This window comes from Streptomyces sp. NBC_01520 (genome assembly GCF_045040375.1).
Lineage (GTDB): Bacteria > Actinomycetota > Actinomycetes > Streptomycetales > Streptomycetaceae > Streptomyces.
Map to the genome: position 1 here is coordinate 2,682,259 of NZ_CP109404.1, position 23,011 is coordinate 2,705,269.

Consider the following 23,011-nt stretch of genomic DNA (forward strand, 5'->3'; position numbering starts at 1 on the left):
GGATATCCATACCTGACGGCAGGTGTCAGGTATACCCGGGAGGCTCTCCCTCGCCACGTGGTCCAGCGAGCGAGCGGAGAGCCTTCCCATGTCCGATGCCGAGCCCCATGCCCTGTCCGATGCCGAGCCCGATGCCCTGTCCGGTACCCCCGCGTCCGGCGCCCCCACCGGTTTCCAGACCGGATTCCCCGTCGCCCCGGCCGTCCAGGTGGACGCCGCCGGGGCCGCCGACGTGCGGGCCGCCGTGCGGGCCGCGGCTGCGGGCGGCCTGTCCGTCACCGTCCACGCCACCGGGCACGGGCTGGCCGGCCCGGTCGAGGGCGGGATGCTGATCCGTACCCGGCTGATGGACTCCGTGGAGATCGACCCCGGGCGGCGCACCGCGCGGATCGCGGCGGGTGTCACCTGGGGCCGGGTGATAGCGGCGGCGGCCCCGTACGGACTCGCCCCGCTCAACGGGTCGGCCCCTGGCGTCGGTGCCGTCTCCTACACGCTCGGCGGCGGACTGGGCATCCTGGCCCGGGAGTTCGGCTACGCCGCCGACCACGTCCGCTCCCTCGACGTGGTGACCGCCGACGGCGTCCTGCGCCATGTCACCCCGGCCACCGAGCCCGGTCTCTTCTGGGGGCTGCGGGGCGGCGGGCACCGGCTCGGTGTGGTGACGGAGCTGGAGATCGGCCTGGTTGCCGTGGAGCGGCTGTACGGCGGCTCGGTCACCTTCGACGGGGACACGGCCCCGGAGGTGCTGCGCCGCTATCTGGAATGGACGCGTACCGTGCCGGACGCCTGCACGTCCTCGGTGTCCGCCCTGCGGTTCCCCGCACTGCCCCAGGTGCCCGAGCCGTTCAGGGGCAGGTACGTGGTCTCCGTGCGGGTCGCGTACACGGGCGGCGCGGTGGACGGCGAGGCCCTGGTGGCGCCGCTGCGGGCGATCGGGCCGGCGCTCGCGGACTCGCTGCGGGAGATGCCGTACGCCGAGAGCCACACCATCCACAGCGACCCGCCGTTCCCGCACGCCTACTACGGCGACGGCCTGATGCTCCGCGAGCTGGACGCCCGGTCCGCCGGGCGGCTGCTGGAGCTGACCGGGCCGAAGGCGCCGATGATGACGGTGGTCCAGCTCAACCACCTGGGCGGGGCGCCGGCCGTGCCGCCCGCCGAGGACAGCGCGGTGCCCCACCGGGAGGCGGGCTTCCTGCTGCGGCTGCTGTCACCGCTGGACGGTACGGACGTCTCCGCGGTACGGGCGCTGTACGCGGAGGTGGCCGCGGGGCTGACGCCGTACACCCTGGGCCGTTCGCTGAACTTCTCCTTCGGCGGCGGGGACCGCACCGACGGCTTCCACGGACCCGGGACACGCGAGAGGCTCGCCGGTCTGGTGTCGCGTCACGACCCGGCGAGCCTCTTCGGCGGTGCGTACGGCGTCAGCCGCGACGCCCGATGAGCTTCCAGGAGGCGGGCAGCGCGCCCATGGCCAGCGCGGCCTTGAGCGCGTCGCCGATCAGGAACGGCACCAGGCCGGCCGCGACGGCGGCGCTCATCGACATCCCGGTGGAGAGCGCCAGGTACGGCACGCCGACCGCGTAGATGATGACGGACCCGACGGCCATCGTCCCCGCGGTCCGCAGCACGGAACGGTCGCCGCCGCGCCGGGCGAGGCCGCCGACGACCGTGGCGGCGAGCAGCATGCCCAGGACGTAGCCGAACGAGGCGCCGCCCGCGCCGGAGCTGCCCTCGGAGAACCACGGCATGCCGGCCATGCCGACGAGCGCGTACAGGGCGAGGGAGAGGAAGCCCCGCCGGGCGCCGAGCGCGGTGCCGATGAGCAGCGCGGCGAAGGTCTGGCCGGTGACGGGCACCGGGGAGCCGGGCACGGGCACGGCGATCTGGGCCGCGATGCCGGTGAGGGCGGCGCCGCCGACGACCAGGGCCGTGTCCACGGCGTAGCGGTGCCGGGCGGCGGGCAGCAGGTCGGCGAGGACCGCTCCGGAACGGGTGGGGGCGGCAGCAGTGCTCATCGGGACTCCGCGGGTGAGGGCAGCAGGACGGGTGGGGACGGACTGATGGTGACGTTAGCCGACGGAATATCGCTCGATCACCATCAGCCGCCCACAAAGCGGCGGTTGAGGGGTTAGTGGGGTTCACACAAAGAGCGTCGCGCAATCACTCGTCGGCGTGATGCTTGTCACGGTGGTGGGGATGGTGGCGGCTCCGCGCGCGGGCAGGGGTCGGTAGGCGTGAGACTGTAGGTTCCCCATAAATGATCCGAGAGTGACTCGCAGCTCATGCACGACGCGCCCCCCACGCACCCCGCCGTTCCGTCCGAACTCCTGGCCCACGGCCTGAAGCAGCGGCATCTGACGATGCTCGGGCTGGGCGGGGTGATCGGTGCCGGGCTGTTCGTCGGCTCGGGTGCCGGGATCGCTGTCGCCGGACCCGCCGTCGTCGTCTCGTACCTGATCGCGGGCACGCTCGCGATGCTGGTGATGCGGATGCTCGGCGAGATGTCGGCGGCGATGCCCGCGTCCGGTTCCTTCTCCGTGCACGCGGAGCGTGCCCTGGGCCGCTGGGCCGGATTCAGTGTGGGCTGGCTCTACTGGTTCCTGCTGGTGGTGGTCCTCGCCGTGGAGGCGACGGCCGCCGCGCAGATCGCCCATTCCTGGGTGCCTGCGGTGGATCCGTGGGTCTGGGTGCTGGTGTTCATGGTGGTGTTCACGGCTGCCAACCTGACGGCGGTACGGAATTTCGGCGAGTTCGAGTTCTGGTTCGCCGCGCTCAAGGTGACCGCGATCGTGGTCTTCCTGGTGCTGGGGGCACTGGCCGTCTTCGGCCTCCTGCCGGACACCGGTGCGGTGGGGATGACCAACCTGACCGGGCACGGCGGCTTCCTGCCGAACGGCTGGGCCGGGGTCGTGTCCGGCGTGCTCACGGTGGTGTTCGCGTTCGGCGGGCTGGAGGTCCTGACGATCGCGGCGGCGGAGACCGAGGATCCCGCGCGTGCGGTGGGGCGTGCGGTGCGCGGCGCGGTGGTGCGCATCCTCTTCTTCTACGTCGGCTCGATGCTGGTGATCGTGACCGTGCTTCCGTGGACCGCGCAGCGGGCAGGGCTCAGCCCCTACGTGAAGGTGCTGGACTCGATCGGGGTGCCGTCGGCCGGGCAGATCATGAACATCGTGGTGTTCGTGGCACTGCTCTCGGCGCTCAACGCCAACCTGTACGGGTCGTCCCGGATGATCTTCTCGCTCGCCGAGCGCGGCGAGGCGCCCCGCGGACTGCTCAAGGTTTCGGGAAGCGACGGGGGCGGGGTGCCGCGGCGGGCGGTGCTGGCCTCGGTGGCCTTCGGCTTCGTATCGGTGCTGCTCAACCTGAAGTGGCCCGACACGGTGTTCCTCCACCTGCTCAACTCGGTCGGCGCGGTCCTGCTGTTCGTGTGGGGCCTGATCGCCGCCTCACAGCTGCGGCTGCGGCGCAGGCTGGAGCGCGAGGCACCGGGCGCGCTCGCCCTGCGGATGTGGTGCTTCCCCTGTCTGACCTGGCTGACGCTGGCGGCACTGCCGGCCGTCCTGCTGCTGATGCTCACCGATGAGGCGGCCCGCCCTCAGGTGCTGTGGTCGGCGGGGGCGACCGGACTGGTGCTGCTCGTCGCGGCCGTACGCCAGTGGCGCGCCCGCAGGTCCTGAGGTGCCGTACTTCGGCCGTGGCGGTACCTGGATGTGAACGATGTGCGAGTCCGGTGCGTCCCGACGACGTCTTCCCGTGGCTGCTCAACATGATCGGCGCGGTGATCCTGGTCGTCTGGGTCTTCATCGCCGTCTCCCAGCTGATCCTGCGCAGCCGGCTGGAGCGCGAATCGCCCGAGAAGCTCGTCGTACGGATGTGGCTCTTCCCGGTCCTGACGATCGTGGCGCTGCTCGCCATGGCGGGGATCTTCCTCCTGATGCTGCGTCAACCCGACACTCGCGAACAGCTGTTGGCGACCGGCGCGCTGACCGCGGTGCTGATCGTGACCGGTCTGGTCCGGCAGAAGCGTGCGGGGCGCGGCCCGCGCGCCTGAAATTCCCGTGCCCACCGCACGGGTCTTCTGGGAGAGTGCCGGGATGAGTCCCGTCCCCGCCGATCCCACCGTGCTGCACCCGATGCCCGGCCAGCCCCGGGTGGTGCAGCTGAAGCCCCTGGTCACCTCGGCGCTCATCGAGGTCGGCGAGTACTCGTACTACGACGACCCCGATGACGCGACCGCGTTCGAGACCCGCAACGTGCTGTACCACTACGGTCCGGAGAAGCTCGTCATCGGCAGGTTCTGCGCACTGGGGACCGGGGTGCGGTTCATCATGAACGGCGCCAACCACCGGATGGACGGCCCGTCGACGTTCCCCTTCCCCACCCTGGGTGGCTCCTGGACCGACCACTTCGACATGCTGGCCGACCTGCCGGGCCGGGGCGACACCGTGGTGGGCCACGACGTGTGGTTCGGTTACCGGTCCACGGTGATGCCGGGCGTACGGATCGGGAACGGCGCGATCATCGCGGCGGGCGCGGTGGTCACCGGTGACGTCCCGGACTACGCGATCGTCGGCGGCAATCCGGCGACCCGGATCCGCACCCGGTACGGGGACGCGGACATCGCCCGGCTGCTCGCCGTCGCCTGGTGGCACTGGCCCGCCGAGCACATCACCGAGCACATCCGAACGATCATGTCCGGCAGCGTCGACGAGCTGGAGGCGGCCGCGCCCGGGGGCCCCGCTCAGCCGGGGAGCTGAGCTCCGAGGAGCACCTCGCCCGGCTCCGTACGGAAGTAGAGGACCGACCGCCCCGAACGCCGGCGCCCGGCCAGGCCCGCGTCGAGCAGGACCTTCAGGTGCCGGCCCACCGATCCCAGCCCCTGGCCGGTCAGGGCCACCAGCTCCGTGGTGGTCCTGGGCCGGTCGAGCAGCACGAGGACCCCGGCCCGCGCGGGCCCCAGCAGCCGGCCGAGACTGTCCGGGACATGGGGCCGGTCCGCCTCCGACAGGGTGCCCGAGCAGGCGTACACGACGGCGTACCGCTGCGCCGCGGCGTCCCAGGAGACCCAGCCCTGCCGGGGCGTGACCGGGGCGAACACCAGCTGTACCCCGGCGAGTTCGCGTGGCGGATAGTCACGCGGGTTGATCTGGAGCCGGCTCCCGCCCAGCCAGCGCATGCCCGGATTCATCGCGTCCAGCGCCGCGGCCCAGCCGCCCTGGCTCAGCTGTGCCGCCCGCGCCACGATGTCCGCCCCGATGATCCGCCGGCGGCGCGGCCAGTCGGGGAGCACGATCCGCTCCCACACCCACTCCAGCAGGCCGGCGGCCCGCTCCGGCAGGTCGGTGCGGCGCAGCTGCGCCGGGAGCGGGCCGCCCCTGGACACCTCCAGGTCGGCGCGGGCCTCGGCGGGCGGTGTCTCGCGGACGCGTGTCAGGTTCTGGGCGAACGTGCCCTCGCCGGTGGGGGTGGGGGTGAGGAAGTCCGCGTTCCAGTGGCCTCCGAGAGCGGTCCGTACGAGCTGTGCGGTGACCGGGTCGTCGGCGAGACGCTGCCGGTAGGCGGGCCGGTGCTGGTCGAACCACGCGTGTTCGGCCGGGTGTGTGGCCGTTCCTCGCTCCAGGGCCTGAAGGGTCGCGGTGGTCTCGGTCAGCTCCGACACGACGAACCTGCCCGCCGCCAGGGTGTCCGCGTTGACCTGCCACCAGCCCATCTTTCGCCTCCGCGCGAAACAGTAACGGCCGTGCGGAGGCATCACCAAGACTCCCCGGCATGCTCACCTACCGGGAAGTGTTCCGGGTACCGCAGTTCGGGCCCCTCTTCGCGACCGGCGCCCTCCAGGGTGCCGCCTCGACGACGAGCGGGCTGGCGCTCGGCACCCTCGTCCACGCCGCCACCGGGTCGCCGCTGCTCGCCACCCTGTCCATGTTCGGCTCCTCGCTCGCCCAGCTGTTCGGCGCGACCCTGCTGATGTCGGCGGCCGACCGGCTGCCGCCGCGCGCCGCACTGAGCTGTGCGGCACTCGTCTTCGGGGCCGGGACCGCCCTCCTGGCCGTACCCGGGCTCCCGCTCCCGGCGGTCTTCGCGATCGTGCTGGGTGAGGGGGTCGTCGCGGCGGTGGTCGGCGGGGTGCGGTACGGCCTGCTCACCGAGGTACTGCCCAAGGACGCCTATCTGCTGGGGCGTTCCGTGCTCAACATGTGCTCGGGCACGACGCAGATCTGCGGGTACGCGGCCGGCGGGGTCCTGGTGGCCGTGCTGTCCCCGCGCGGCACGCTGCTCGTCGCCGCCGCCCTGTACGTGGCCGGTGCGGGTGCCGCGCGGTTCGGCCTGGACCGGCGTCCGCCCAGGGTCGCCGGCCGGCCGTCGGCCGGTGAGACGTGGCGGACCAACAGGCTCCTGCTGTCGTCGGCGCCCCGTCGCCGCGTGTATCTCATGCTCTGGCTGCCCAACGGGCTGGTCGTCGGCTGCGAATCGCTCTTCGTCCCCTATATGCCGGACCGCGCGGGGCTCCTCTTCGCCTGCGCGGCCCTCGGGATGCTCGTCGGGGACACGATGGCGGGCCGGTTCGTCCCCCGGCGGTGGCGGGGACGCCTGGCGACTCCCCTGCTCCTGCTGCTCGCGGTGCCCTATCTGCTGTTCGCGCTGCGACCGGCGCTTCCCCTGGCCCTGGTGCTCGTCACCCTCGCCTCGGCCGGCTTCTCGGCGAGCCTGCTGCTCCAGGAGCGCCTGATGGCGCTGACCCCGGACCCGATGGCCGGTCAGGCCCTCGGCCTGCACTCCTCCGGGATGCTCGCCATGCAGGGCGTCGCTGCGGCGCTCGCCGGGAGCCTGGCCGAGCTGACCTCCGGCGCGACGGCGATCACGGTGCTGGCGGCGGCCTCCGTCGCGGTCACCGCGGCCCTGGCACCGGGGCTGCGGCGGGATCGCGGGGCGGTCGACGGCCGCCTGCCCGTGAAGGCGTGACCGCCCGGGGAATCAGCCGAGATCGATGCGGAGCAACGGCAGTTCGCGCCCCGGGATCGAGCCCGACGGCGTCGCGCCGATGCGTACCGCACCCATGGCCACGTAGAACGGCTCGGCGTTCGGGTCGGCGTCGATGGTGAGCTCCGCGAAACCGAGCCGGCGCGCCTGCGCCATGGTGTGCTCGAAGAGCGTCCTGCCCACGCCCCGGCCGATCGTGTCCGGCTCCACGAACATCATGCCGAGGGCGCCCCGGGGAGGGTCCCCGTCCAGGGTGGTGAAGCCCAGGACGCGCCCGTCCTCCTCCGCGACCCGCGTGCGCCGGGGGCTCACATCGGCCGGGCGGACGGTGAGTTCGTCGCGGCAGGCGGCCAGGAAGTCCTCGTCGTACCCCCAGTGCCCCTTCGACCGCAGTGCGAGCCCGGTCAGTGCCGCTGCCTCGTCGGGGCGCCCCTCCCGTACCTTCATCCGCGCCGTCCCCCTCTCCGGGCCGTCGGCCCCCGACGCCCCGCCGTCGACCCTACCCACGCCCGTACACCATGCCGCAAGCCGCCGTCCGCCCTGTCGTAACCCCTCGTGGCTTTCGTGGGTCTCCCACCCGAGCCACGAGGAGACAGCATGTCCCAGCACCCGAGGCGCCGTTCGGTTCTCCTGGCCACGGCCGCCGTTTCGGCGGCCGCCGCCGCCCCGGCCGTCGCGGCCACGTCCGGCGGTACGCGCCGGTCCCACGGTCCGCTCGTCATCGGCCACCGGGGCGCGGCCGGCTGGCGGCCCGAACACACCGCCTCCGCCTACACGTTCGCGGTGCGCGCCGGGGCCGACTGGATAGAGCCCGACCTCGTTCCGACGAAGGACCACATCCTGGTCGTGCGCCACGAGAACGAGATCTCGGGTACGACGGACGTGGCCCTGCACCCGGAGTTCGCCGGCCGCCGCACCACGAAGACGGTGGACGGCCGTTCCGTCACCGGCTGGTTCACCGAGGACTTCACCCTCGCGGAGCTGAAGACGCTGCGCGCCGTGGAGCGGCTGCCCCTGGTCCGTAACCGCAACACGGTCTTCGACGGGCGCGAGCAGATCATGACCTTCCAGGAGGTCGTGGACCTCGCCCGGGCGCTGTCGAAGGAGCACGGCCGCCGGATCGTGGTGTTCCCCGAGACGAAGCACCCGACGTACTTCCGCTCGATCGGCCTGCCGCTCGAACCGGAGCTGGTCCGGGTCGTCCGCCGCAACCGGCTCACCGCCCGCGACTGCGTCGTCCAGTCCTTCGAGCCGTCCAGCCTCCACCGGGTGGCCCGGGCGCGGCTCGGGCTCCCGCTCTGGCAGGCGCTGGGCACGAGCGGCGGTCCGTACGGCCATCCGGTCACCTACAAGGAGATGATGACGCCGGCCGGGCTGCGCGAGATCGCCTCGTACGCGCGGTGGATCGGGCCCGACAAGTCGTCGCTCGTGCCGCCGCTCACCCTGCTGGCCGACGCGCACGCGGCGGGGCTGAAGGTCGGCGCGTACACCTTCCGGGCCGAGAACCAGTACCTCCCGGCCGCGTACCGCAGGGGCACCGCGCCGGCCGAATTCGGTGACGCCTTCGCGGAGTACGCCTTCCACTTCGGCCAGGGGGTGGACGCGGTCGTCACGGACTTCCCGGACCTGGCGGCGACGGCGCGCGACGGTCTGCGGTCCTAGGCCGGGAGGCTGATCACTTTCGGGCCCTCCTCCTGCTAGCCTGCAATTGCGAACAACTTGCAATAACAACAAGTCAGCAGTTGGAGGGTTCGAACCCATGGCCACGTACACGCTTCCGGAACTCCCGTACGACTACGCGGCGCTCGAACCGGCCATCGACCCGCAGATCGTCGAGCTCCACCACGACAAGCACCACGCGGCGTACGTCAAGGGTGCGAACGACACCCTGGAGCAGCTGGAAGAGGCCCGCGAAAAGGAGGTCTGGGGTGCGGTCAACGGTCTCCAGAAGAACCTCGCCTTCCATCTCTCCGGCCACATCCTGCACTCGATCTACTGGCACAACATGACCGGCGACGGCGGCGGCGAGCCCCTCGCGGCGGACGGTGTGGGGGATCTGGCCGACGCGATCACCGAGTCCTTCGGCTCGTACGCCGGCTTCAAGTCGCAGCTGACGAAGGCCGCGGCGACCACGCAGGGTTCCGGCTGGGGCGTCCTGGCGTACGAGCCGGTCAGCGGCCGGCTGATCGTCGAGCAGGTCTACGACCACCAGGGCAACGTCGGCCAGGGCTCGGTCCCGGTGCTGGTCTTCGACGCCTGGGAGCACGCGTTCTACCTGCAGTACAAGAACCAGAAGGTCGACTTCATCGAGGCGATGTGGCGCGTCGTCAACTGGCAGGACGTGGCGAAGCGGTACGCCGCGGCCAAGGAGCGCGCGGACGTGCTCCTGCTCGCCCCCTGACGGCCCACGGGCGTCCTGCCTCGTGATCGTCTTCTCAACGCCTCACCCGGCAGGCGGATCAACGGAGAACCCCCGCGAGGACATGACTCGCGGGGGTTCTCCCATGCCGGGGCGGCGCGGGGTTCTCCATGCCGGGCCGGCGTCCTCAGACGCGGAAGACGGAACCGATGAACTCCGCGAGGAGCCGTTCCTTGAGCGCTTGTGGCAGCGCGTCCAGCAGGACGAGCACGGGGGCCGTCCTGCGGGGCAGTCCGGTGCCCTCACCGAGACCGGCGAAGGCGAGGACAGCGGCGGCCTCGTCCGGTCCGAGGGTCCGCGGGTCCAGCCCGGCGGCCAGTTCGGCGAGTCCCGGGTCCACCGTCACCGGCTCCAGGGCGCGGGCCTTCGCCAGGGCGACCGCGAGGTCGTCGAGCAGGGCGTCGACCTGACCGACCGTGGCCGGGGTGAGCGTGAGGTGGAGGTTGGGCGGCAGGCCGTCGAAGGAGAGCTGCGGCTGGAGGTACCAGCCGAGCTCGCGCATCTCGTCGGCGAGATGGAGGAGCAGGCTGAGGTCGGGGGCGCCGTCGTCGTCCCGGGCGGCCGTGAACGCGACGAGCCCGGCGGCCGGTTCGCCCAGCACCCGCACGCCCTCGACCGCCCGCAGTCCGGCCAGCAGCCGGTCCGAGGCCTCGGCGACCCGGCCCGCCAGGGCCGTGTAGCCCTCCTCCCCCACGTGCTGGAGCACCGCCCAGGCCTGGGCGAGGAGGCCGCCGGACTTGGTGCCCTGCACGGTCGGGTTGACGACGGGGTAGCCGGGCCAGCCCGCGTGCGCGAAGTACTGGTGGCGGCGGAGCTCGGCGTCCCGGTAAAGGACCACGGAGGCGCCCTTGTCGGCGTACGCGTACTTGTGCAGGTCCACGGAGAGCGAGGTGACACCGGGCACGGACAGGTCGAAGGGCCGCACCTCGCGTCCCGCCCGCCGCAGGTACGGCAGGAGCCAGCCGCCGATGCAGGCGTCCACATGGCACAGCACCCCGCGCCCGGCGGCCGCTGCCGCGATCTCCGCGACGGGGTCGATCACCCCGTGGGCGTACGAGGGCGCGGAGGCGACCACCAGCACCGTGCGGTCGGTGAGCGCGGCGGCCACGGCGTCGGCGTCGGCGCGGAAGGTGGCCGGGTCGACGGGCACCACGACCGTCTCCACGCCCAGGTAGGCGGCGGCCTTGTGGAAGGCCGCGTGGGCGGTGGAGGGCAGCACCAGCTGCGGGTCGGTGACGCCCCGGACCGTCCGGGCGTGGTCGCGGGCGGTCTTGACGGCGAGCAGGATGCTCTCGGTGCCGCCGCTGGTGAACGTGCCCTGGGCGCCGGGCGCCCCGAGCAGGGCGGCGACCGCGGCGACCAGGTCGTTCTCCAGCCGGGCGACGCTCGGGAAGACCGTGGGGTCCAGTCCGTTGACCGTCGCGAACGCGGTATAGGCCTCCGCCGCCAGCTCGTCGAGGCCGTCAAGTCCCGCGTCGTAGACATAGGCGAAGGTGCGGCCCCCTCGGGTCGGCGCGTCGCTCTCGCGCAGGGCGCGCAGTTCGGCGAGCACCTCCACGGCGGGGCGTCCGTCGGGCAGGGCGCGGTCGGGAGCGGGGTCAGTCGGCACGGGCGGGCTCCTCGTGGAGGGGGACGGATTCGGTCGGGGGCTCGCGGTAGCGGTGCAGTAGCCAGAGGCTCGCGAGGGCGAGGCCGGCGGGCAGCACGCTCATCCCCGTGATGATCCCGGTCAGCGCGGCGTCCGGCTGGTCCACGTGGTGGGCGGCGTCGGAGGAGCGGAAGCCCGTCACGGCCAGGACCAGGGCGAACACCCCGGCGCCCAGGGCGAAGGCCAGGGTCTCGGCAGCGGTCCACAGCCCGGTGAAGGTCGCCGCCCGCCGCCTTCCGGTGCGGGCGGCGTCGGCGGCCAGGGTGTCCGCGAGCATCGTCAGGGGCAGCAGTTGCAGCCCCGCGTAGGCGATGCCGACGAGGACGACCGCCGCGTAGCCGACGACGGGGCCGCCGGTGCCCGTGAAGGCGAGGGCCACCGCCCCGGCGGTGTAGAGCAGGGAGGCGCACCACTGCGCGTACGTCACGCCCTTGCGGCGGGCCAGCCGGTTCCACAGCGGCATGAACAGGACCAGCGGGCCGATCAGGCAGGCGAACAGCGGTGTGACCGCGCCCGCAGAGCCGAGGGTGTACGTGGCGAAGTACTGGACGCCCGCGAGCATCACGCCGATCGCGAGGGCCTGCAGGGTCCACATCCCGGCGAGGTACAGGAAGGGACGGTGGGAGCGGGCGGTGGCGAGCTGGGCCCGCAGGGAGGGTTCGGCCTCGCTGCGGGCGACCGCCGGGGCCCGCCGGGTGGCGGCCCAGGCCCCGAACATGCCGACGGCCAGCAGCACGGCGACGGCGACGCCCATCAGCCGGTAGCTCTGCGGGGTGTCGCCGTCGGCGTGCGCGACGGCGGGGGCGAGCGCGCCGGACAGCAGGATGGCGACGCCGAGGAATCCCACCCGCCAGCCCAGGACGCGCCCTCGCTCGTGCGGGTCCTCGGTCATCTCGGCGGGCATCGTCACGTACGGCACCTGGAAGACGGCGTACGCGGTGGCGGCGAGCAGGAACAGGACGGCGACGTATCCGGCGGCCGGGGCGCCCCTGAGCGGGGGCGCGGCGAAGATCAGCGCGAAGAGGGGCGGCAGGGTGCAGGCGCCGGTCAGCAGGAACGGGCGTCGCGGTCCGCCGCGCAGCCGGCTGCGGTCGGAGAGCGCGCCGACCAGCGGGTTGATCAGGACGTCCCAGGCCTTCGGCAGGAAGACCGCGGCGCCGGCGACGGCGGCGGGCACGGCGAGGACGTTGGTGAGGTAGTAGAGCAGGATCAGGCCGGGCACGGTGGCGAAGGTGCCGGTGCACAGGGAGCCGAGCCCGTAGCCGATCCGTACGGTACGTGGCAGGTGCGGTGCTGCGTCCGGACGCGCGGCGGCTGGCATGCGCCCGATCATGAACGACAGTTCGAGCGGTCGGCAAGATGTCGCCGGGCCGGAATCCTGGACGCGGCACGCCGCGGGCCCCGGAGTGCCGGGAACCCGCGGCGTGCGGCACGGGGCGGGTCAGTCGAAGACGGGGCCCTGCGTACGGGTCCGCTTGATCTCGTAGAAGCCGGGGATGGACGCCACGAGCAGCGTGCCGTCCCACAGCTTCGCCGCGTCCTCGCCCTTCGGGGCGGGGGTGACGACCGGTCCGAAGAAGGCGATCTGCTCACCGTCGGGGCCCGGTACGGAGATGACCGGGGTGCCGACGTCCTGGCCGACCTTGTCGATGCCCTCCTGGTGGGAGGCGCGCAGCTGGGTGTCGTACGCGTCGGAGTCGGCGTAGTCCGCGAGTTCCACCGGCAGGCCGACGTCCTCCAGCGAGGCCACGACGGCCTCGCGGGTGGGTCCCTCGCCCTTGTTGTGGAAGCGGGTTCCCATGGCCGTGTACAGGGGGCCGACGACCTCGTCGCCGTGCTTCTCGCGGGCGGCGACCACGACCCGGACCGGGCCCCACGCCTTGGTGGCCAGCATGTCCCGGTACTCCTCGGGCAGCTCGTCCAGCCTGTTCTCGTTGAGGACGGCCAGGCTCATCACGTGCCAGCGGACCTCCACGTCACGGACCTTCTCCACCTCCAGCATCCAGCGGGAGGTCATCCAGGCCCAGGGACAGAGCGGGTCGAACCAGAAGTCCGCCGGGGTCCTGCCGTTCGACGTGCTGTTCTCGGGCATGTCTCTCCTCATGAGGTCGTCTCGCACCTGAGTTCCAGAACGCCACGGGGCGCTCCGGCCATTCCCGGGTGCCGGGTTCTTCGGCCGCGTGCGAGGATCAAAGCTGTTCGAATGAGACACAAAGGAGTGTTCCGTGCCCGGTGAGAACCTGTCCCGCGACGAGGCCCGTGAGCGGGCCGAGCTGCTGACCGTCGACGGTTACGAGGTCGCCCTCGACCTGCGTTCCGCTGTCGGTGAGCCCGACGGGAGCGCCGGTCCGCGCACGTTCCGCTCGCTGACCACGATCCGGTTCCGCGCCGCGCGTGCGGGGGCGTCGACCTTCGCCGACCTGGTGGCCCCGGCCGTGACCACGGTGACGCTGAACGGGAAGGCCCTGGACCCGGCGGCCGTCTTCGACGGCAGCCGGATCGCACTGGACGGCCTCGCCGCGGGCGAGAACGTCCTGGTGGTCGACGCGCAGTGCGCGTACAGCCGGACCGGCGAGGGCATGCACCGCTTCGTCGACCCGGAGGACGGCGAGGTCTACCTCTACACGCATTACGAGCCGGCCGACGCCCGGCGCGTCTACGCGAACTTCGAACAGCCCGACCTGAAGGCCCCCTACCGCTTCGAGGTCACGGCGCCCGAGGGGTGGACGGTCCGGTCGAACGGCGCCGAGGAGTTCCACGAGGGCGAGGAGTGGCGGTTCGCGGAGACGAAGCCCATCTCGACGTACATCACGACGGTCGTGGCGGGTCCGTACCACTGCGAGAGCGACCTCTACACCCGTACGTTCGACGACGGTTCGAAGCTGGAGATCCCACTGGGCGCGATGTGCCGCAAGGGGCTCGCGCGGCACTTCGACGCGGACGACATCTTCCTGATCACCAAGCAGGGCCTGGACTTCTTCCACGACCACTTCGACTACCCGTACCCGTTCGGCAAGTACGACCAGGCCTTCGTGCCCGAGTACAACATCGGCGCCATGGAGAACCCGGGCTGTGTCACCTTCCGAGAGGAGTACATCTACCGCGGCAAGGTCACCTCGGCGTCCTACGAGCGCCGCGCCAACACCATCCTGCACGAGATGGCGCACATGTGGTTCGGCGATCTGGTCACCATGCAGTGGTGGGACGACCTGTGGCTGAAGGAGTCCTTCGCCGACTTCATGGGGTCCTTCTCGATGGTGGAGGCCACCCGTTTCACCAACGGCTGGATCACCTTCGCCAACAACCGCAAGGCCTGGGCGTACCGCGCCGACCAGCTGCCGTCCACGCACCCGATCACGGCCGACATCCGTGACCTGGAGGACGCCAAGCTGAACTTCGACGGCATCACGTACGCCAAGGGCGCCTCGGTGCTGAAGCAACTGGTGGCGTACGTGGGGCGGGACGCGTTCCTGGAGGGCGCGCGCCGCTACTTCAAGCAGCACGCGTACGGCAACACCCGGCTGGGCGACCTGCTCTCGGTGCTGGCCGAGACGTCCGGGCGCGACATGACGGCCTGGTCGCGCTCCTGGCTGCAGACCGCGGGCGTCAACGTCCTGGCGCCGGCCGTGGAATACGACGCGGCGGGCCGGATCGCGGAGCTCGCGGTGGTCCAGGAGGCGGCCGCCTCCCACCCGGAGCTGCGCCCGCACCGGGTCGCGGTCGGCCTGTACCGCCTCTCCCCGCAGGGCGAACTGGTGCGGTACGCCCGAGCCGAGGCGGACGTCGCCGGTGAGCGCACCGTCATCGGTGAGCTGACGGGCGCCGAGAGGCCGGATCTGGTCCTGGTCAACGACGACGACCTCACGTACTGCAAGGTCCGCTTCGACGAGGGGTCCCTCGCCACCCTGCGCGAGCACCTGGGCGACATCACCGATCCGCTGGCCCGGGCGCTGTGCTGGTCCGCGCTGTGGAACCTGACCCGGGACGCGCTGCTTCCGGCCCGCGACTTCGTCTCCCTGGTGCTGGCGTTCGCCGGCCGGGAGTCGGACATCGGGGTGCTCCAGATGCTGCACGCCTGGACGGAGTCGGCGCTCACGCACTACGCCGCGCCGGCGTGGCGTGAGGAGGGCGGCCGGGCGCTGGCCGAGGGTGCGCTGCGGGAGCTGCGTCTCGCGGAGCCGGGCAGCCAGCACCAGCTGACCTGGGCGCGGTTCTTCGCGTCGGTCGCCACCTCGGACGCGGACCTCCGGCTGCTGGGCGGTCTGCTCGACGGCTCGGACGTGATCGAGGGCCTGGACGTCGACCAGGAGCTGCGGTGGGCGTTCCTGTCCCCGCTGGCCTCGCACGGGGTGGCCGACGAGTCGGCCGTCGACGCCGAACTGGCCCGTGACGACACGGCGTCCGGCAAGCGCCACCAGGTGCGGTGCCTGGCCTCGCGCCCCTCGGCGGCGGTCAAGGCGCAGGCCTGGGCGGCGGTCGTGGAGTCGGACAAGCTGTCCAACGCGCTCGTCGGGGCGACGATCTCGGGCTTCGTGCAGTCCTCGCAGCGGGAGCTGCTGGCGCCGTACACGGCCTCGTACTTCGAGGCGATCGAGCGGGTGTGGGACGAGCGGTCCATCCAGATCGGCATGGATGTGGTCAAGGGGCTGTTCCCGGGGCTGCAGGACGATCCCGCGACGCTCGCGGCGACGGACGCGTGGCTGACCTCGCATCCGGCCGCGGCACCGGCGCTGCGGCGGTTGGTCCTGGAGGCGCGGGACGATCTGGCCCGGGCCCTGCGGGGCCAGGAGCGCGACGCGGCGGTCTGACCCGGCCGGTGGTCGCCGGACCGTGCGCCCCGCACACCTGTGCGGGGCGCACGGTGCGCAATCCCTGGCGTGACCGCTCATTTCGGCTTTCGCACTGTCGTACTTCAGGACGGCGTTGTCCGCGGGCGTGCAACACGGGTGAGCGGCACGTGCCCCTGCGAGAACCTCCGGGACATGACCCAGAACACGCCGCTGTCCTCCCGCACCCTCCACGAAGCGCGCCCCCGCGTCTGGTTCACGGCGCAGTTGCGTACCTGGGGCGTCCACGGCGCAGTTGCGCGCCCGGGGCGTGACCGCCGCGCACACCGCGGCGCAGTGCTGCCCGGCGGCCGGTGACAGCAGTTGCTCCCCGGTGTGTACCCGCTGGACCGAGCCCGCCGACGGGTCAGGAGCGGTTGCACGGCGCCCTGTTGGACGCCGGACGCCTGCCGGCCTCCGCGCGTCGGACCGTGCCCGTCCGGGCCGGGTTACGGCGAGGCGATGGTGACCGGGCTCGCGGCACTGGCCCTGTACGGCTTCGAGGCCACCCCGCCGGTGATCGCGCCGCACCGGATCGACGTGCTGGTGCCGCGCACACGGCGGCTGCGCTCCACCCGGTTCGTCCAGGTGACGCGGGCCGCCGTGCCGCCCCGCCCGGAGCACCGGCCAGGGGTGCCGCCGGCCCCGGTGGAGCGGTCCCTCGCCGACGCGGTGTCCGCCCTCACGGACGCCCGCACGGACGCCCGCACGGTGCGCCGGATCCTGACGGAGGCGGTGCGGCGGGCGCTGCGAGCCCGCCGCGGTCGTACGGGAGCTCGGCGCGACCGAGCTGCCGGGCCGGGCACACGTGGTCGACGCCGTCGACGCGCTGCTCGTCGAGGGCCGGGCGGTGGCCGAGGGCCGGCTCTCCGCGATGGTGCGCGGCACGGACTGCCGGAGCCGCTGTGGCACGTGGACCTGTGCCTGCCGGGCGGTGCCTTCCCGGGCACCGTGGACGCGTACGGCCCGAGCAGGCCGTCGCGCTGGAGCCCGGCAGCCGCGCGCCCCGCAAGGAGCACGTCACCAACACCTCGGAGGACGTCGCCTTCACCGCGGAGCGGGAGCGTCTGGAGCGGCTCGGGGTCACGGTGTCCGGGTCGCGCCGAGGAAGCTGCGGGAGACGATGGCGCAGCAGGCGGTGGCGCAGCAGGCGGTGGTGGTGCGTACGGCGATGACGGCGGCCGAGGACCGCGAGCCGGCCGCCCATGTGGTGGTCCTGCCGAGATGAGGTGGTGATTCCACCCCGTTCGTCCCGTATGGCGGACCGGAAACGGTGGCGGGTCTACGCCATATCGGTTTCTCGCCCCCGTCAACTCTCCACAAACCCCTGTCATTTACGAAAGGCTGAGCGGTCATCGGGTACCGAATTTCGGACTCTCTCTTTCGTTCACACAACAGGGATGCTGATGACCAAGGAATCCCCCAGCTCCATACCCGGGGCGAGACGCGCGGCGCGCATCGCGGCCGCCGCCGGGCTGGCGGCCGCTCTGGCAGCCTCCGGCGCCGCCCCGGTCCTCGCCGCCGACGACCCGGCGACCGCGCCGGTGAAGCCCGCCGCCACCAGCGACAAGGGCGACAAGCTCGGTGAGGCCGACGCCGATGTGCTGGCGAAGGCCGAGGCCAAGGGCGAGAAGAGCATCACGATGATGGTCGCCACCGCCCCCGGTGCGACCGAGAAGGTCACCGCGCAGCTGGACGCCGTCAAGGGGTCCGTGCTGGGGCAGACGTACGACAAGCTCGGCTACGTCCGTGCGACCGTGCCGACCTCGGCGGCCGAGGCCACCATCAAGGCGGCGCAGAAGCTGTCGTCCGTGTACGGCATCGATCTCAAGCAGGAGATCAAGCTGGACGACCCGACGCCCGCGGGCGACCGGGCCACGGGGGCCAAGCAGGCGAAGGTGACGGGCAGTTACCCGGCGCCCGGGAAGAACACCCCTGCGAAGAACCCGTACAACCCGTCCTTCGAGACGGGCGCGGTCGACTTCGTGAAGCAGCACCCGAAGGCCGACGGCCGCGGCATCACCATCGGTGTCCTGGACTCCGGTGTCGACGTCGCCCACCCGGCGCTGCAGAAGACCACCACCGGCGAGCGCAAGATCGTCGACTGGGTGACGGCCACCGACCCGGTGAACGACGGCGACGGCACCTGGCTGAAGATGGTCGAGGGTGTGGCGGGCCCGACGTTCACGAGCGGCGGCAAGACGTACTCCGCACCGGACGGCACGTACAGGTTCAGCCTGTTCAAGGAGTCCGCCACCCGTGGCGGCGACATGGCGGGCGACCTCAACCGCGACGGTGACACCACCGACGCGTGGGGCGTGCTGTACGACCCGGTCACCGGCACCACGCGGGTCGACCTGAACAGCAACGCCGACTTCGCCGACGACGCCGTGCTGAAGCCCTACAAGGACGAGCACCAGGTCGCCTACTTCGGTACGGACGACCCGCGGACCGACGTCGCCGAGCGCATCCCGTTCGTCGTCGAGAACCGCAAGAACGTCGTCTACGACGCGGCCGGAAACAAGGCCGACTACGTCAGCATCGGTGTCATCGAGGGCGCGCACGGCACGCACGTCGCGGGCATCACCGCGGCCAACGGCCTGTTCGGCGGCCAGATGAACGGCGCGGCGCCCGGCGCCAAGGTCGTCTCCTCGCGTGCCTGCACCTGGTCCGGCGGCTGCACGAACATCGCGCTGACCGAGGGCATGATCGACCTCGTCGTGAACCGCGGTGTCGACGTCGTCAACATGTCGATCGGCGGCCTGCCGCCGCTCAACGACGGCAACAACGCGCGCGCCGAGCTCTACAAGCGGCTCATCGACATCTACGGCGTCCAGCTGGTCATCTCGGCCGGCAACGAGGGCCCGGGTGTCAACACGATCGGTGACCCCGGCCTCGCCGACCACGTCATCTCGGTGGGTGCGTCGATCTCCAAGGAGACCTGGGCCGCCAACTACGGCTCGAACGTCACCACGAAGTACGACATGCTGCCCTTCTCCTCGCGCGGTCCGCGTGAGGACGGCGGCTTCGCGCCGATCCTGACGGCTCCGGGTGCGTCCATCAACACCACCCAGACCTGGGCAGCCGGCGGTCCGGTCAAGGAGGCGGGCTACACGCTGCCCGCCGGCTACTCCATGCTGCAGGGCACCTCGATGTCCTCGCCGCAGGCCGCGGGCGCCACGGCGCTGCTCCTGTCCGCCGCGAAGCAGAAGAACATCGAGCTGCCCCCGGCGGACCTGCGGACCGCGCTGACCAGCACGGCCACCCACATCAAGGGTGTGCCCGCGCACGCCCAGGGTGCCGGTCTGATCGACATCGTCGGTGCCTGGAAGCAGATCGAGAAGAAGGGCGCCGCGGCGCACGAGTACTCGGTGGAGGCACCGGTCGACACCGCGATCGACTTCGCGCTGAAGACCCCGGGCTTCGGCACGGGCCTGTACGACCGTGAGGGCGGCCTGAAGGCCGGCCAGAAGAAGTCGTACGACGTCACCGTCACCCGCACCACGGGTCCGGACCGCGCGGTCGCGCACGAGCTGTCCTGGAAGAACAACGACGGCACCTTCAAGCTGACCGGTTCGAGCACCGTCTCGCTGCCGCTCGGCAAGCCGGTGACCGTGAAGGTCCAGGCGAAGCCCAGCAGCGCCGGTGTGCACAGCGCGATCCTGCAGGTGGACGACAAGAAGACCGTCGGCGTGGACCAGCAGATCCTGTCCACGGTGGTCGTCGCCGAGGACCTGGTGAAGCCGGCGTACGCGTTCTCGACGACGGGCTCGGTGCAGCGCAACGGCACCACGTCCTACTTCCTGAACGTGCCGGAGGGCGCGGAGACCCTTGAGGTCGCGCTGAGCGCCCTGCGCTCGGGCAGCCAGACGCGGTTCATCTCCATCCACCCCTACGGGGTCGCGGTGGAGGACAGCTCCACGATCTACTGCTACCCGAACTACGAGAGCCCGACCAACACCTGCCGCCCGGACACGCGCTCCTACAAGGACCCGCAGCCCGGCGTCTGGGAGATCGAGGTCGAGTCCCGCCGTACGTCGCCGCTGCTGGACAACCCGTACAAGCTGGATGTCTCGCTGCTCGGCGCCTCCTTCGACCCGGCGGTGCAGACGATCGCCGAGGCGAAGATCGGCACCCCGGCCGCGGTGGACTGGACGGTCACCAACAACGCCGGTGACCTGGAGGGCAAGCTCACGGGCGGCTCGCTGGGCTCGGCCGACGTCGAGCGTCCGTCGATCTCGACGGGCGGCGAGTACGTCAAGGAGGTCACCATCGGTGAGGGCGTCGAGAAGCTCGACGTCGCCATCGGCAACACCTCGGACGCCAACGCCGACATCGACCTCTACGTCCTCAAGGACGGGGCCGAGGTCGGCGCCTCGACGACGGCGGGCTCGGAGGAGTCGGTCAGCCTGGTGAACCCGGCGGCCGGCACCTACACGATCATCATCGACGGCTACTCGGTCCCGGCCGGGACCACCGAGTACGACTACCGCGACGTCTACTACTCGTCGTCGCTCGGTGAGATCCAGGTCGACGAGTCGAAGACCGTGAACCTGGCCAACGGCGCGTCCGCCCAGGTCGGCGCCGAGGTCCTGGTCGCCGGAGCGGCTCCCGAGGGCCGGCAGTTCTTCGGCGAGGTCCAGCTGGTGAACTCCCGCGGCACCGCGGCGGGCACCGGCAGCGTCGTGATCGAGAAGGTCGCGCCGTAACGGCACCACGCTGAACATGTGATCCGTACGACAGTGGGGCGGGCGCTCTCAGGAGCTCCCGCCCCACTGCGCTGCCCGGCCCCGGCCGTCCGGCCCGCCCGTTGTCCGTCTGCCGCTGTCCGTCTGCCGGACAATGGATTGGACAAGAAAGCCGTGGACATACGCATCATGGACCGGCAACCGTGCCCGTTCGTACGTTTGAAGGAGTCCCTGTGAAGGTCGGAATCGTCGGCGCCACCGGTCAGGTCGGCACAGTCATGCGCAGGATCCTGGCCGAGCGGAAGTTCCCCGTCGCCGAACTGCGGCTCTTCGCCTCCGCCCGCTCCGCGGGCTCCACGATCACGTACGAGGGCACGGACATCACCGTCGAGGACGCCTCCACGGCGGACTACACCGGGCTGGACATCGTGCTGTTCTCCGCCGGTGGTGCGACGTCGAAGGCGCTGGCCGAGAAGGTCGCCGCCCAGGGCGCCGTCGTGATCGACAACTCCTCCGCCTGGCGCAAGGACCCCGAGGTCCCGCTGGTGGTCTCCGAGGTCAACGCGCACGCGATCAGGAACCGCCCCAAGGGCATCATCGCCAACCCGAACTGCACGACGATGGCCGCCATGCCCGTGCTGCGCCCGCTGCACACGGAGGCCGGCCTGGAGACGCTGACCGTCGCCACCTACCAGGCGGTGTCCGGGTCCGGTGTCGCCGGTGTCGCGGAGCTGCACGGCCAGGTGTCTGAGGTCGTCGCCGACGCGGACAGGCTCACGCACGACGGCGGCGCGGTCGACTTCCCCGAGCCGGGTGTCTACAGGCGTCCGATCGCCTTCAACGTGCTGCCGCTGGCCGGCTCGATCGTCGACGACGGTTCCTTCGAGACGGACGAGGAGCAGAAGCTCCGCAACGAGTCCCGCAAGATCCTGGAGATCCCGGAGCTCAAGGTGTCCGGCACCTGCGTGCGGGTCCCCGTCTTCTCCGGCCACTCCCTGCAGATCAACGCCCGCTTCGCCCGTCCGATCAGCGTCGAGCGCGCCTACGAACTGCTGAAGGACGCCGAGGGCGTCGAGCTCTCCGAGATCCCGACCCCGCTCCAGGCGGCCGGCCAGGACGCCTCGTACGTGGGCCGGATCCGGGTCGACGAGACCGTCGAGCACGGTCTCGCGCTGTTCGTCTCCAACGACAACCTGCGCAAGGGCGCGGCGCTGAACGCGGTGCAGATCGCGGAGCTGGTGGCGGCGGAGCTGAAGGGCTGACCCTCCCACCCGTGAAAGGGCGGCCCCCGATGTCCGGGGACCGCCCTTTCGCATGCCTCAGAGGGCGAGGTGCCGCCGCAGGGCCGCGTCGATGTCCGTCATGCGTTGACGGGGAACGGTGCCGATGCGTTTCAGTACGCGATCCAGGGAGACTGCCCGGATCTGCTCGCACTGGACCTTCGAATCCCTCGGCAGCCCGCTCTCCGCAGACCTGAGAAGTGCCTGGAATGTGAGCACACGTGCGGTGTTCGACGTCAGGGGCACGACAGTGATCACACCGCGGCCGTTCAACTGGACGGACTGGTTGGCGGCGTTGTTGGACACGATCACGGCCGGTCTGACCTTGTTGGCCTCGCCGCCCCTGGCAGGTTCGAGATCGACCAGGTGGATGTCACCCCTACGCATCAGCGATTCCGTCTCCGACCGTACGGTCCCAGAGGACCGCGTCCTCGCTCGCATCCCATTCCTCGAACGCCTCGGTGTACTCCGCTTCGAGCCCGGCCTCACGCAGCAACTCGATAGCGGCGTGTATCACCGCAGACCGGGAATCCGCCTCGGTCTTCGCCGCGTACTCGTCGACGAAGGCGACATCCTCCTGCGGCAAGCTCACACTGATCTTCATGCCTTCATCCTACCAACAGTAGGAACTGCCCAGCTACCCGAAGGCGGAACTCGGGTGCTACCCGCGTCGTACCTCGAAGTGGAAGCACCCGTACTCCACGGCCCGTACGTGCACCAGTGCCACCTGCGGGTCGGCGAAGGCCTCCGTGAGGGCTTCGTCGTAGCCCCGCTCCTCGTCGGCCGGGATCTCCAGCAGCCGGCCGCCGACGATACGGCCGTCCGCGTCGTAGCGGCGGACCGTGCGCAGCGCGCCCGCCCGCGCGAACGGGTAGCCGTCCGGGTCCGCCGCCGGCCCCTCGCACTCCTCGGCGTGGATGAAGACCGGGCCCTGCTCGTCGTACGCCCCTGGGCGGGCCCAGGTCTCCGCCGCCCAGCGCCGCAGCGGCGCGTACGAGACGAGGGCGATCCGCTCCCCCGGTTCGGCTCCGCGCAGGCAGCAGCGCAGGAGATCACCGCCCTCGGTCGCCGTGTACGGGACGCAGGGGCGGCCCGCGTCGTCCGCCTTCCGGAGGTCGTCGAGCGCGGTCGGTGCGATGGGTCGTGCCTCGTAACCGGTCATGTTC

Annotated in this window: 18 protein-coding genes and 2 pseudogenes; 11 read left to right on the forward strand and 9 right to left on the reverse strand. The window is 71.6% G+C overall.

Translation table 11 applies throughout. The features are described from left to right. Window positions 1–88 precede the first annotated feature (88 nt). Window positions 89–1,444 (forward strand): FAD-binding oxidoreductase, encoded by a 1,356-nt coding sequence (locus tag OG524_RS12135; protein ID WP_405390837.1) that lies wholly within the window; start codon window positions 89–91, stop codon window positions 1,442–1,444. Here OG524_RS12135 and OG524_RS12140 read toward each other — a convergent pair. After that, complete coding sequence (locus OG524_RS12140) at window positions 1,425–2,018, reverse strand: biotin transporter BioY (protein ID WP_405390836.1); 594 nt, start codon at window positions 2,016–2,018, stop codon at window positions 1,425–1,427. The genes OG524_RS12135 and OG524_RS12140 overlap by 20 nt on opposite strands. 267 nt (window positions 2,019–2,285) lie before the next feature. Here OG524_RS12140 and OG524_RS12145 point away from each other — a divergent pair, with 267 nt between their 5' ends. The 3 genes and pseudogenes from OG524_RS12145 to OG524_RS12155 all read left to right on the forward strand — a co-directional run bounded on the left by OG524_RS12145 (window position 2,286) and on the right by OG524_RS12155 (window position 4,760). Next, on the forward strand, window positions 2,286–3,680 hold the full coding sequence (locus tag OG524_RS12145; RefSeq protein ID WP_405810175.1) for an amino acid permease: 1,395 nt from the start codon (window positions 2,286–2,288) through the stop codon (window positions 3,678–3,680). A 56-nt stretch (window positions 3,681–3,736) separates the two neighbouring features. Continuing rightward, window positions 3,737–4,054: pseudogene (locus OG524_RS12150) on the forward strand (amino acid transporter); the annotation flags it as partial. 43 nt (window positions 4,055–4,097) lie between these two features. Continuing rightward, window positions 4,098–4,760: a CatB-related O-acetyltransferase gene (locus tag OG524_RS12155; protein ID WP_405390834.1), complete on the forward strand. Its 663-nt coding sequence runs from the start codon at window positions 4,098–4,100 to the stop codon at window positions 4,758–4,760. On the opposite strand, the gene OG524_RS12160 is transcribed toward OG524_RS12155, so the two are convergent. Continuing rightward, entirely contained in the window at window positions 4,745–5,713 is a 969-nt protein-coding gene (locus tag OG524_RS12160; protein ID WP_405390833.1) for an ArsR/SmtB family transcription factor, read from the reverse strand. The genes OG524_RS12155 and OG524_RS12160 overlap by 16 nt on opposite strands. Before the next feature lie 59 nt (window positions 5,714–5,772). Between OG524_RS12160 and OG524_RS12165 the strand changes: the two genes are divergently transcribed. Further along, the gene (locus OG524_RS12165) at window positions 5,773–6,966 is read left to right on the forward strand and encodes an MFS transporter (RefSeq protein ID WP_405390832.1); all 1,194 of its coding nucleotides are present in this window, start codon (window positions 5,773–5,775) and stop codon (window positions 6,964–6,966) included. Between the two features lie 12 nt (window positions 6,967–6,978). On the opposite strand, the gene OG524_RS12170 is transcribed toward OG524_RS12165, so the two are convergent. Then, window positions 6,979–7,431: a GNAT family N-acetyltransferase gene (locus OG524_RS12170; protein ID WP_405390831.1), complete on the reverse strand. Its 453-nt coding sequence runs from the start codon at window positions 7,429–7,431 to the stop codon at window positions 6,979–6,981. 150 nt (window positions 7,432–7,581) lie between these two features. Between OG524_RS12170 and OG524_RS12175 the strand changes: the two genes are divergently transcribed. Both OG524_RS12175 and OG524_RS12180 read left to right on the forward strand, forming a co-directional pair. Beyond that, complete coding sequence (locus OG524_RS12175) at window positions 7,582–8,646, forward strand: glycerophosphodiester phosphodiesterase family protein (protein WP_405390830.1); 1,065 nt, start codon at window positions 7,582–7,584, stop codon at window positions 8,644–8,646. A 97-nt stretch (window positions 8,647–8,743) separates the two neighbouring features. Further along, on the forward strand, window positions 8,744–9,385 hold the full coding sequence (locus OG524_RS12180; protein ID WP_405390829.1) for a superoxide dismutase: 642 nt from the start codon (window positions 8,744–8,746) through the stop codon (window positions 9,383–9,385). Between the two features lie 145 nt (window positions 9,386–9,530). On the opposite strand, the gene OG524_RS12185 is transcribed toward OG524_RS12180, so the two are convergent. The 3 genes from OG524_RS12185 to OG524_RS12195 all read right to left on the reverse strand — a co-directional run bounded on the left by OG524_RS12185 (window position 9,531) and on the right by OG524_RS12195 (window position 13,143). Continuing rightward, window positions 9,531–11,012 carry a pyridoxal phosphate-dependent decarboxylase family protein gene (locus OG524_RS12185; protein ID WP_405390828.1) on the reverse strand — a complete coding sequence of 494 codons (1,482 nt, stop codon included), beginning with the start codon at window positions 11,010–11,012 and terminating at the stop codon, window positions 9,531–9,533. After that, on the reverse strand, window positions 11,002–12,372 hold the full coding sequence (locus tag OG524_RS12190; protein WP_405390827.1) for an MFS transporter: 1,371 nt from the start codon (window positions 12,370–12,372) through the stop codon (window positions 11,002–11,004). The genes OG524_RS12185 and OG524_RS12190 overlap by 11 nt, the downstream gene beginning before the upstream one ends. A gap of 120 nt (window positions 12,373–12,492) precedes the next feature. After that, window positions 12,493–13,143, reverse strand: coding sequence for a DsbA family protein (locus tag OG524_RS12195; RefSeq protein ID WP_405390826.1), 651 nt, complete (start codon window positions 13,141–13,143; stop codon window positions 12,493–12,495). Window positions 13,144–13,276: 133 nt separating this feature from the next. Here OG524_RS12195 and pepN point away from each other — a divergent pair, with 133 nt between their 5' ends. The 4 genes and pseudogenes from pepN to OG524_RS12215 all read left to right on the forward strand — a co-directional run bounded on the left by pepN (window position 13,277) and on the right by OG524_RS12215 (window position 21,827). Beyond that, a complete protein-coding gene (gene pepN, locus OG524_RS12200) occupies window positions 13,277–15,859 on the forward strand; it encodes an aminopeptidase N (RefSeq protein ID WP_405390825.1) in 2,583 nt (860 codons plus the stop codon). A gap of 174 nt (window positions 15,860–16,033) precedes the next feature. Then, a pseudogene (locus OG524_RS12205) lies at window positions 16,034–17,105 on the forward strand (hypothetical protein). A 172-nt stretch (window positions 17,106–17,277) separates the two neighbouring features. After that, window positions 17,278–20,586 (forward strand): S8 family serine peptidase, encoded by a 3,309-nt coding sequence (locus tag OG524_RS12210; protein ID WP_405810180.1) that lies wholly within the window; start codon window positions 17,278–17,280, stop codon window positions 20,584–20,586. A gap of 212 nt (window positions 20,587–20,798) precedes the next feature. Beyond that, window positions 20,799–21,827 carry an aspartate-semialdehyde dehydrogenase gene (locus OG524_RS12215; RefSeq protein WP_405810182.1) on the forward strand — a complete coding sequence of 343 codons (1,029 nt, stop codon included), beginning with the start codon at window positions 20,799–20,801 and terminating at the stop codon, window positions 21,825–21,827. Between the two features lie 57 nt (window positions 21,828–21,884). Here OG524_RS12215 and OG524_RS12220 read toward each other — a convergent pair whose 3' ends face one another. From OG524_RS12220 to OG524_RS12230, 3 genes are read right to left on the reverse strand one after another with little or no spacing between them, the layout of a single operon-like run. Next, window positions 21,885–22,232, reverse strand: a complete 348-nt coding sequence (locus OG524_RS12220; RefSeq protein ID WP_405390822.1) for a type II toxin-antitoxin system PemK/MazF family toxin — start codon at window positions 22,230–22,232, stop codon at window positions 21,885–21,887. Continuing rightward, complete coding sequence (locus tag OG524_RS12225; RefSeq protein WP_383788219.1) at window positions 22,225–22,449, reverse strand: type II toxin-antitoxin system ParD family antitoxin; 225 nt, start codon at window positions 22,447–22,449, stop codon at window positions 22,225–22,227. Before OG524_RS12225 ends, OG524_RS12220 begins: the two co-directional genes overlap by 8 nt. A 57-nt stretch (window positions 22,450–22,506) precedes the next feature. Then, complete coding sequence (locus tag OG524_RS12230) at window positions 22,507–23,007, reverse strand: DUF1203 domain-containing protein (protein ID WP_405390821.1); 501 nt, start codon at window positions 23,005–23,007, stop codon at window positions 22,507–22,509. Window positions 23,008–23,011: the final 4 nt, after the last annotated feature.